This window comes from Planotetraspora kaengkrachanensis (assembly GCF_016862895.1).
Taxonomy (GTDB): Bacteria; Actinomycetota; Actinomycetes; order Streptosporangiales; family Streptosporangiaceae; genus Planotetraspora; species Planotetraspora kaengkrachanensis.
Genome location: NZ_BONV01000070.1, coordinates 1 through 9,930 on the forward strand (window position 1 = coordinate 1; position 9,930 = coordinate 9,930).

Consider the following 9,930-nt stretch of genomic DNA (forward strand, 5'->3'; position numbering starts at 1 on the left):
TCACGGCCGGGGCGTTTCGGTTTGGTTCGACGACAGCGCCGGCGGCGTAGTCGGTTGTCGCGAAGGTTCGGCACAATTGCTGATGTGCGAGTTGGATTGCTCGGGCCGTTCGAGGTCCGTAACCGTGATGGTGCCGTGGTCGAGGTTCCTGGAATTCGGTTAAGAGCACTGCTCGCCGCGCTCGCCCTCGAACCTGGCCGGATCGTCACCCGGGCGAGGCTGGTGGACTGGATTTGGGGAGAACGGCCGCCCGCGGACGAAGCGAACGCCTTGCAGGCGTTGGTGTCCAGGCTGCGCAGAGCGTTGCCGGACGGTGTGATCGAGGCGGATTCCGGCGGGTACCGGCTGGCCGTGGCTGCTGATGCCGTGGACGTGTCCCGGTTCGAGCACCTGGTCGGTCAGGCCCGTGCCGCCGAGCCCGCGGCGCGGGCGGATCTGCTGCGCTCGGCCTTGGCACTGTGGCGCGGTACGGCCATGGCGGACATCGCGCTGCAGGACAGCGAGGTGTTCGACGGCGCGGTCGCGCGGCTGGACGAACTCCACGTCGCCGCGCTCGGGGATCGGGTGGATGCGGACATCCGCCTCGGCCGTGGCTCGGAGTTGGTCTCCGAGCTGACCGAGCTGGTCGCCACGTATCCGCTGCGTGAGGGGTTCGTGGCGGCCCTGATGCGAGCGCTCGCCGAGGCGGGGCGCGGGACTGAGGCGTTGACCGTGTACCAGCGGACGCGCGAGCGGCTCGCCGAGGAGTTGGGCGCCGATCCGTCGGCCGAGCTCTCCGCGCTGCACACCGCGTTGCTGCGTGGCGAGCTGGGTGAGCGGGCGGACAACCGCAGGACGAACCTGCGCGCCGAGCTGACGAGTTTCGTGGGAAGGCAGGACGACAGCTCCGCGGTCGCCCGTCTGGCCATCAAGCACCGGCTGGTCACCTTGACGGGGGCGGGTGGCTCCGGCAAGACGAGGCTGGCCACCGAGACCGCGCGGACGATGCTCGCCGAACTGCCGGATGGGGCATGGCTGGTCGAGTTGGCCTCGGTGCAGGCAGGCGGTGACCTGGCGCAGGCCGCCCTTACCGCGATCGGCCTGCGTGACCAGGCACTGCTCGGTGGTGCGCGGGGCGGGGAACCGATGGATCGGCTCATCGCAGCGGTGCGGGAGCGCGCGATCCTGCTGATCCTGGACAACTGCGAGCACGTGATCGAGGCGGCCGCGGCTTTCGCGGATCGGCTGCTGGGGGAGTGCCGGAGGCTGCGGATTCTGGCCACGAGCAGGGAACCGCTCGGTATCACTGGGGAGGTGCTGTGGCAGGTCGAGCCACTCGCGCTGCCCGCGCAGGGGGACCCCGCCGAGATCGGGTCCTCGCCCGCGGTGCGGCTGCTGCGGGACCGCGCGGATCTGGTGCGTAAGGACATCGGCTCCGATGCGCACACCTTGTCGGCCATGGCGCGGATCTGCCGGGCGCTCGACGGGGTGCCGCTGGCGATCGAACTGGCCGCGGCACGGTTGCGCACCATGTCCATCGATCAGCTGGCACATCGGCTCGACGACCGATTCCGTCTGTTGACCGGCGGCAGCCGTACGGCACTGCCCCGGCACAGGACGCTGCGCGCGGTCGTGGACTGGAGCTGGGATCTGTTGTCCGAGGCCGAACGTGGCGTGCTGCGGCGGCTCTCGGTGTTCTCCGGCGGGGCGAGCCTGGAAGCGGCCGAACGGGTGTGCGGGGATGAGGCGTTCGCCGGGGAGCAGGTACTCGACCTGCTGACCACGTTGATCGAGAAGTCGCTGCTGCTCGCCGCCGGCGAGGGCACGCCGCGCTACCGGATGCTGGAGACGATCAGGGAGTACGCGGCGCACCGGCTCGACGAAGCGGGGGAGACCGAGGCGGCGCGCCGGGCGCACCTCGCCTACTTCACCGAGCTGGCCGAGACGGCCGATCCGCACCTGCGCCGGGCCGAGCAGCTGGAGTGGCTGTCCACGCTCGAGGCCGAGCACGACAACATCAGTACGGCCCTGCGCGGGGCGATCGCCGATGGATGGGCCCAGGAGGCGATGCGGCTGGTCGCGACCGTGGGCTGGTACTGGTACCTCAGCGGGCACAGGACCGAGGGCACCGAGTTGAGCATCGCGGCGGCCTCGCTGCACGGTGAGGCGTCCGATGAGGTGCGCGCGATGACGTACACCATCGTGACGATATTCGTGACCTCCGGGCCCGGCAGCGATCAGTATCGGGCACAGGAGTGGATCCACGAGGCGCACCGGTTCATCCAGCGCAGTGGGTATCGCAACCCGCTGCTCGGGTTCGTCGCGCCGCTGGAGCGGATGCTGCAGGAGCCGACGGAGTTCCTGTCCGCGTTCGAGCCGCTCATCGTCGGCGACGATCCATGGGTGCGCGCGCAGGCCAGGCTCACTCGGGGCCGACTGCGGCTCACGCACGGCGCCGACGAGACCGATGTGGACGTCGACGCCGAGATCGCCCTCGCCGAGTTCCGCACGCTGGGTGACCGGTGGGGGATCTCGTTGGCGTTGACCTTCGTGGCCGATCGGCTCGCCATGCGCGGCGAGTTCGCACGCGCGTGTGAGCACTACGAAGAGGCGGTCGTGGCGCTGACCGAGGTAGGCGCGACCGAGGACGCGGTAGTCCTGCGGGCGCGGCAGGCTCACCTGTACTGGCTGCTCGGCGATGAGCGATCCAGCACGTCCGCCATGGCCGAAGCGCAGTGGTACGCGGGCGAAATCGCCTGGCCGGGCACGCTTGTCGAGCTGGAGCTTGCGAAGGCGCAGCTGGCGCGCTGGCGCGGCGAGCCGGACATGGCGCACCAGCACCTGGCCACGGTGCGGGCGATGCTGGGCGACGAGGGAGTAGGCGACTCGGTCCGCGCCAAGGTCATGGACCTGTACGGCTACCTCACCGAGGATCTCGACCAGGCCCGCGCGCATCGGAGCGAGGCGTTCCGTGCGGCGATGGAGCACGCGTATCCACTGGCGATCGCCGAGGTGTTGATCGGGATAGCGGATCTCGCGCTGCGCCAGGGACGGTTCGAGCAGGCCGTGGAACTGCTCGCGGCAAGCGACGCCGTGCGCGGTACGCCGGACCTATCGCAGCCGGACGCTTCCAGGATCGCCGCGGATACGCGGAATCACCTCGGTGACACCGTGTTCTCCGAGGTGACCAGTGCCGGCCGGCGGCGGGATTGGCGTGAGCTCGCCGAGACCATGCTCGCTCCGTGAACGTCTCGCGCGCCCACGGGTGGCCGGCCACGTGAGAATTCGATAGCAGACCAGAGGACCCGACTGGCAGGCTTCGGCCATGAATGCCCGGTTTGAAGGCATAGTCGACCTTTCGTGGCTTGGCAGTCCGATCGACGCGCGACCCCTGTTCGGCCCGGAGTCGGCGGCGTTGCTCGACGTGCTGCGGGGCCTGCGGCCCGCTGAGTGGGGCAACCCGGCGGTGCCCGGCTGGACCGTGCATGATCTCGCCGCTCATGTCCTCGGTGACTACTACGGCAGGCTCGGCCGGCGCGAATTCAGCAGGGCCGGGCACGTGCGCGTCTTCCAGCCTGGAGAGACGCTGGAGGCATTCATCCACCGCAGCAATCAGGAATGGGTCGACCTGCATATCGGCGTCGGCCCCGGCGCGCTCATCGAGGACTTGGAGCAGGCCGGTCCTCAGGTCGTCCGCCGGTTTCAGGAAGCCGACCTGCAGGAGCCGTCTCTGGGAGTCTCCTGGGCCGGGATCGATCCCGCGCCGATGTGGTTGGACGGTGCCCGGGAGTTCACCGAGTACTGGACCCACCGCCAGCAGATTCGCCATGCGACCGGCCAGGACACCGACCCCGAGCCGCGCGCCCTGTCCGTGGTTCTGGACACCTTCATGCGGGCCTTGCCCCACACACTGCGCAACACGGCGGCACCGGTCGGCACCCAGGTGCGGGCAAGCCGCAGTGCTCAGCCCGATTGGAGGGAGTCTCGCGCTCGCGAGTACGTGAGCTCGAAGTCGAGGTTCCAGGTCACGCCGTCTCTCGACATCTCCCATCGGCCCTCGATGACGTCGCCGTCCGGGCTCAGCCTTCCGCTGAAGCGCTGGTTGAACCCGGGCGCGTCCCGCCACATCTGCCACTCACCGTCGGCGAACGTCATCCGGTACACCCGGTGTACGCCGCGGGCGTCGGCGTACAGCATCGTGAACTCCTCGCCTGCGTCATCCAGCCCGATGAGAGCGATGGTCGGGAACGGGGCGTTCTCCCGCCATGCCTGTGGGGCCGTGTCGGGCATGGAATCGATGTCGGACACCTGCCGCAGGAACGCGCCGCCGTCCTGCCAGGCGAACTCCGTCCATGCGCTGCCGAGGCCGGGAACCTTCGGCCGTACCGTCCAGAGGCCGGCGAGGACGTCGAGTCGCGCGAGCGCCGGATGCCTGTCTCCCATCCCCAAGCCCCTTCCGTGTCCTCAGCCGGTTACTCGGAAGCATCGCAGGGACATCTGGCGACGACAACGTCCGGCTGGTCAACGCGATGGGGTCGGATCAATGAACACGGTGGCGTGATCGGCGACGAACTGGCGAAACGACCGCGGCGCCGATCCGAGGACGTCGAGCACCGTGGAGGTGACGAACGCAGGCCTTCCCATCGTCGCGCCCCACGCGGCGAGCAGCATGTCCACGACCGGACGCGGCCAGCTCCCCTCCGTCTCGCGTCGGAACTCGTCCGGCGACAACTCCTCGAATGCGATCCGGCGCCCCACGACGTCGCCGATGATGCTCACCTGCTCCGCCTGACTCAGTGACTCGGGGCCCGTGAGGACATAGTCGCCTCCCGCATGTTCGTCCTGACACAGGGCCAGTGCCGCGACAGCCGCCACGTCGCGCTCGTCGACGGGCGCCGTCTCGGCGGCGCCGTACGGCCAGCGGACGACGCCGTCGGCGCGGATCGCGGTCGCCCACCAGAACATCGCGTTTGACGCGAACATCCCCGGCCGGATGACCGTCGTCTCGAGCCCGGCGGCCGCGATGAGCCGCTCGATGTCGGCGTGGAGCACCGCCATCGGGTTCGGCTGCCGGAAGAAGGGGTGCGGGGTTCGGTGCGGCGATGAGAGAAAGACGACGCGCCGTGTGGAGACCGCGAGACGCTCGACGACCGCAGGAGCGGTCGCAGGCGGGACGGTCCAGACGAGGAAGACGGCGCCGGCGCCGCGCAGTCCCGCGTCGAGCGATTCAGGCACGGTGAGGTCGCCTGTGACGACTTCGACGTCCGCCGGCAGGGTCGCCGCCGCCTCGGAGCGATGCGTGACGGCGCGGACCGGAACGCCCGCGTCCATCAGCAGGTCGACCACGACGCGCCCGACGCGGCCGGTCGCTCCGGTGACGAGCACCGGAGGCACTTCCGTCCGTGGCATGAGACCGCACCTCCTCCGTGGCAGACGCACAGAGTACTTCTGTGCTACGCCGTCCGGCCGTCGATCGAGGGGGCAGACGCCACCCGAGCCCTGCCGTGACGTGGAGAAACGATCTCCGCCGCCGGACGGGGATGGGCCTGAGGACACACGGCCTTGGGCCAACAGGGGGACCGTACGACGCCTTTTGGCCTACCCCAGACGCCGCTCGGACCAGAGGGAGACTCCCTTCTGGCTAGGTTGAAAGTAATGGAAAAGGGTCCAATCGAGTAAAGGCATCCCATGTCCACTTTTCGGGAGCTCAAGCATCGAATGACCGAAGCGATCAACGATCACGACATACAGCGAATCCTCTCCTGCTACAGCGGGGACGCTGTGCTCGTGACACCGTCGGGTGTCTCGGAGGGACCCGACCAGATCGCCTGGTTCTATGAGCATTTCTTCAAGGGTTTTCCCGACCTCCACGTCACGGCATGGGACGAGCTCTACGACTCCGACAACCCGGCCGTCACGGAGTGGACCTTCTGCGGCACCCATACGGGACCTTTCCTTCTGCCGGACGGGCGGGAAATAGAAGGAACGGGCCGCCGTGTCACCGTCCGCGCCACATGCGTCACCCACGTCGAGGACGGCAGGATGCGCACGCATCGTGAGTACTTCGATCAGTTGGAGTTGTACAGCCAGCTCGGCTTCGGCCTGACGGAGCTTGAGCCGGAGGCGACGCCGGGTCGAAGGAGATGATCTGACAGCGGCGTTCCCGTGATCACAGGACCATCCTCGTTTCGTTCGAGGCCGCAGAACGCGTGCGGTCTTCGGGAGACGCTGACAGGCGTGTTCGCCTCCGTGAAGCCGAAATCTCACGGCCGTCTGCCCGGTTCGCAGTCGATCACGTGAGAAATCGCGAATCGCGGTCGGCCTGGCCCGTGTGGGCGGCGGACCACTGCAGGAGGAAGCGCAGCGCCTCATGGGACGGCGAATCGGGCTCCGCGGTGTAGGCGATCAGTTGCTGATCGGGATGGGTGTCGACCGAGAACTGCTGCACGTCGAGGGTGAGGGCGCCTGCGACGGGGTGACGGTAGGTCTTGGTGAGTTGTCTCGGGCCTCTCACCTGGTAGGCGGCCCACCAGGTACGGAAGTCGGGGTCGCTGACGCTGAGTTCTCCGATCAGCGCGTTCAGCACGGGGTCGCGGGGAGTGCGGCCGGCCTCCATGCGCAGCACCGCGACGCACTCGCGCGCGGCGCGCGACCAGTCGGCGTACAGGGCGCGGAAGGCGTCGTCGAGGAAGGTCAGCCGGATCAGGTTGCGGTCGGCCCGGGACAGGGCGCCGAAATCGGTCAGCAGGGCGACGGCCCCCCGGTTCCAGGCCAGCACGTCCATGCGGCGGTTGAGGACCATCGCGGGGACGTCGAGCATCGTGTCCAGCAACTGCCGCAGCCGCGGGGCCACCTCGGGCCGAGAAGGCCGCCGTGGGGGAGCGGCCGGTGCGACGTCGGCGACGGCGAACAGGTAGTCCCGTTCGTCCGGGGCGAGCTGAAGCCCGTCGGCGAGCGCGTCCAGGACAGGGCGGGAGACCCGGCGGGTGCGTCCCTGCTCGAGCCGTACGACGTAGTCGACGCTCACGTGCGCGAGCTGGGCGAGCTCCTCCCGGCGTAAACCCGGCACGCGGCGGAGCCGGCCGTCGTCCGGCAGTCCGGCCCGGTGCGGATCGAGGGCGGCACGGCGAGAGCGGAGGAATTCCCCCAGCTCGTTGCCGCCGGAAGCAGTGCCGACATGTCCCATGGGTCCATTGTCCGCGCAGGTCAGCCCATGTGCCTGGTACCGGTTTGCATACGCAGGTCCCTCCCTGGCACCCCATGCCCGGCGACGCGACGGTGGACGCGTGGCCGATGGACCTCCTCGGTCACCGGGTCCGTCTCGGGCCCGTCCCTTTGCGCGTTCATTGGAGTGAGCACCTGTGAGAACCGATGTCTCCTTTCCCGGCGCCGGGCTGAAGCTCGCCGGCCACCTCTACACCCCGGACGGCGACGCCGCCGGGGCGCGTCCGGCGATCGTCGTCGGCCATCCGGGCAGCGGCGTGAAGGAACAGGCCGCCGGCCTGTACGCCCGGCGCCTGGCCGAGCGGGGTTTCGTCACGTTGGCGTTCGACGCCGCCCATCAGGGGGAGAGCGAGGGCGAACCCCGCGGTCTGGAGGACCCGGGCCGCCGGGTCGAGGATCTCAAGGCCGCGGTCTCCTTCCTCACGACCCGCGAGGAGGTCGACCCCGGCCGCATCGGGGCGCTGGGCATCTGCGCCTCCGGAGGGTACGCCCTCGCCGCCGCCGCGACCGATCAGCGGGTCAGGGCCGTCGGAACCGTGAGCGCGGTCGACATCGCCCGCCAGTTCCGCGTCGGCGCCGACGGCACTCAGGACCCCGCCGTGATCCAGGGCATGCTGGAGGCGGCCGCGGCAGCACGTACGGCCGAGGCCCGCGGCGAAGGTGTCCAGTCCTTCACGCTCTTCCCGGACACGGAGGAGGAGGCCCGCCGCGGCGGCCCGCACGTTTACGAAGGCTGGGAGTACTACCGCACCCCGCGGGCCCACCACCCGCGGTCGGCCACGTCGATGACCTGGACCAGCATCGACCACATCGCCTCGTTCGACGCCTTCAGCGCACTGGCCCTGCTGGCCCCGCGCCCACTGCTCATGATCGCCGGCCGTGAGGCGGTGACCTCCTGGATGAGCGTGGAGGCCTTCCAGAAGGCCCCAGGCCCGAAGGAACTGCTCTGGATCGACGGTGCGATGCACACCGATCTCTATGACAAGGACGCCTACGTCACGCCTGCGGTGGCGGGGCTGGCCGACTTCTTCCGGACCCATCTGGCCGACGCCGAGTAGAGCCGAGTGAAACGACGGCCTCCTGGAAAAGCCGACTTCGACCGGAGTCCCAGGAGGCCGTACGCCGGCGAGCGATGGTCAGCGGCCGGGTTCAGTGTTGTGATGACGATGACGCCTGACGTGCTCGACTTGTGCCGGGAGGTCGGCCATGAGGTTGTACGCCCTCGCCTACCGATTCGGGTTCACCCCGTGGGAGCGCTACGGAAAGGCGGCACACGCCAGTATCGAGGCCTTGCTCGACCGTGAGGAGGCGGAGCGGTCGCGCCCGCTCGGCCGGGCGATCGATCTCGGCTGCGGCCGCGGCCAGTACACCCCCGAACTCGCGAGGAGGGGGTGGGAGGCCGTGGGCGTCGACGACATCCCGCAGGCGATCGACGCGGCGAATCGCATGGGCGTCTCCGGCGTCACCTTCGTGGTGGGCGACGTGACGGACCTCGCACCGGCGGGCCTGGGCACGTTCGACTTCTTCTTCGACGTCGGCTGCTTCCAGGGACTGAGTTCCGGGCAGCGGCTCGCCGAAGGTCGGAGTGTGTCCGCCCTCGCCAATCCGGGCGCCACGCTCCTGATGCTCGCCTTCCAGCCGACCAGTATGCGTTCCCTGGCGGGAGGCGTGACGAGGGCTGATGTCGAGGCCGCATTCCAGGGGTGGGAGATGCTCTCGGTCGAGTCCGCGGACACCGCCGGGCTGGGATGGCCGCTGAACAGGACGGCGCCGCAGTGGTACCGGCTCCGTCGACCGGCATAGGTCCTGTCCGGCAAATGGTGAAGCGGCGTCATTTCGCGAACGATCCCGGTTGCAGGGCGTGCGGCGCGGTCCGTTCGTGCCAGGCCTTCAGTACGGACGCGGCGAGCGCGGCGGATACGCCCGCCGTCGTGTCCACCTCCACGTCGTAGGGGCCGAAGGTATGGATGAGGTCCTCTTCGACATGGCTGCGGCCCTCGCCGATTCGGCGATCGCCGCGAGTGTGTTCACGGCGATCCAGTTCATCGAGGTCGCAGTGGACCCCGATCAGGAAGACGTCCAGGTGTGCGAGCAACCGGGCCAGTTCGTCGCGCCACGCAGGGAACTCGATGACGTGCTCGACGATCAGATCGTTGCCGGCCTCGGCCAGCGCGGGCAGGCAACGGTGGAATCCGGCGAAGAAGCGCGGGCGCATCTGGTTCCACCAGTTGAACGGCCCGGAGTCCTCCCGCCGCTCCGGCAGCATGCCGGCGGACACGAACTGATCTGAGGACACGTGCAGGAACGGCTCAGCGAGCGCGCGTTGCAGCGTTTTGGCCATCGTCGACTTGCCTGAACTGGAAGCACCGTTGAGCAGGATGACCCGGCCTGGACCGCGGGGATGGGGATGAGGCTCCACACACGAAGGATGCCCCTGCTGCGCACCGCACCATCACGCCGCGCCGGCGGCGTCGGAATTGACAAGCGTGACCGCGTACGTCATCCTGAAGCTGCGACCGGAAACATGGTCTGCGTTAGCGTGGACAAATTCAGCCTGAGCGAGTACGCTCGCGTTTCCACGCCTTTTCCGACGACCCGCTTCGCTCGCTCACGTTGCGAGGTTGCCTGGCGTGTAGTCACTCCGCCGCGAGCCCTCGGAAGGACATCTGTTGGCAGCGTCGCGCAACGCCTCCGCCGTACCCGCCGGTCCCCGTCGCATCTCGTTTT

8 protein-coding genes and 1 pseudogene are annotated in these 9,930 nt (G+C 69.0%); 5 read left to right on the forward strand and 4 right to left on the reverse strand.

Going from position 1 to position 9,930, the window contains the following annotated elements; translation table 11 throughout:
- The first annotated feature begins 84 nt into the window (after positions 1-84).
- Both Pka01_RS40255 and Pka01_RS41085 read left to right on the forward strand, forming a co-directional pair.
- Positions 85-3,225, forward strand: coding sequence for an AfsR/SARP family transcriptional regulator (locus tag Pka01_RS40255; protein ID WP_239116293.1), 3,141 nt, complete (start codon positions 85-87; stop codon positions 3,223-3,225).
- Positions 3,226-3,304: 79 nt separating this feature from the next.
- Positions 3,305-3,898 (forward strand): annotated as a pseudogene (locus tag Pka01_RS41085) (maleylpyruvate isomerase family mycothiol-dependent enzyme); the annotation flags it as partial.
- A gap of 44 nt (positions 3,899-3,942) precedes the next feature.
- Here the strand turns inward: Pka01_RS41085 and Pka01_RS41090 are convergent.
- Together Pka01_RS41090 and Pka01_RS40265 are read right to left on the reverse strand one after the other, a co-directional pair.
- Complete coding sequence (locus tag Pka01_RS41090; protein WP_239116296.1) at positions 3,943-4,422, reverse strand: hypothetical protein; 480 nt, start codon at positions 4,420-4,422, stop codon at positions 3,943-3,945.
- 78 nt (positions 4,423-4,500) lie between these two features.
- Positions 4,501-5,388: an NmrA family NAD(P)-binding protein gene (locus tag Pka01_RS40265; RefSeq protein WP_203888290.1), complete on the reverse strand. Its 888-nt coding sequence runs from the start codon at positions 5,386-5,388 to the stop codon at positions 4,501-4,503.
- 309 nt (positions 5,389-5,697) lie between these two features.
- On the opposite strand from Pka01_RS40265, the gene Pka01_RS40270 reads away from it, so the two are divergent.
- Positions 5,698-6,126 (forward strand): ester cyclase, encoded by a 429-nt coding sequence (locus tag Pka01_RS40270; protein ID WP_239116294.1) that lies wholly within the window; start codon positions 5,698-5,700, stop codon positions 6,124-6,126.
- 145 nt (positions 6,127-6,271) lie between these two features.
- Here the strand turns inward: Pka01_RS40270 and Pka01_RS40275 are convergent, their stop codons facing one another.
- Positions 6,272-7,165, reverse strand: coding sequence for a helix-turn-helix transcriptional regulator (locus Pka01_RS40275; RefSeq protein WP_203888292.1), 894 nt, complete (start codon positions 7,163-7,165; stop codon positions 6,272-6,274).
- Positions 7,166-7,340: 175 nt separating this feature from the next.
- Between Pka01_RS40275 and Pka01_RS40280 the strand changes: the two genes are divergently transcribed.
- Positions 7,341-8,261 (forward strand): alpha/beta hydrolase, encoded by a 921-nt coding sequence (locus Pka01_RS40280; protein WP_203888293.1) that lies wholly within the window; start codon positions 7,341-7,343, stop codon positions 8,259-8,261.
- 148 nt (positions 8,262-8,409) lie between these two features.
- On the forward strand, positions 8,410-9,006 hold the full coding sequence (locus Pka01_RS40285; protein ID WP_203888294.1) for a class I SAM-dependent methyltransferase: 597 nt from the start codon (positions 8,410-8,412) through the stop codon (positions 9,004-9,006).
- Between the two features lie 28 nt (positions 9,007-9,034).
- Here the strand turns inward: Pka01_RS40285 and Pka01_RS40290 are convergent, their stop codons facing one another.
- On the reverse strand, positions 9,035-9,622 hold the full coding sequence (locus Pka01_RS40290; RefSeq protein ID WP_203888295.1) for a chloramphenicol phosphotransferase CPT family protein: 588 nt from the start codon (positions 9,620-9,622) through the stop codon (positions 9,035-9,037).
- Positions 9,623-9,930: the final 308 nt, after the last annotated feature.

Excerpts from the sequence above, each read along its gene's own strand:
- Pka01_RS41090 (WP_239116296.1), bottom strand. The coding sequence starts at position 4,422 with ATGGGAGACAGGCATCCGGCGCTCGCGCGACTCGACGTCCTCGCCGGC.
- Pka01_RS40265 (WP_203888290.1), bottom strand. The coding sequence starts at position 5,388 with ATGCCACGGACGGAAGTGCCTCCGGTGCTCGTCACCGGAGCGACCGGC.
- Pka01_RS40270 (WP_239116294.1), top strand. The coding sequence starts at position 5,698 with ATGACCGAAGCGATCAACGATCACGACATACAGCGAATCCTCTCCTGC.
- Pka01_RS40275 (WP_203888292.1), bottom strand. The coding sequence starts at position 7,165 with ATGGGACATGTCGGCACTGCTTCCGGCGGCAACGAGCTGGGGGAATTC.
- Pka01_RS40285 (WP_203888294.1), top strand. The coding sequence starts at position 8,410 with ATGAGGTTGTACGCCCTCGCCTACCGATTCGGGTTCACCCCGTGGGAG.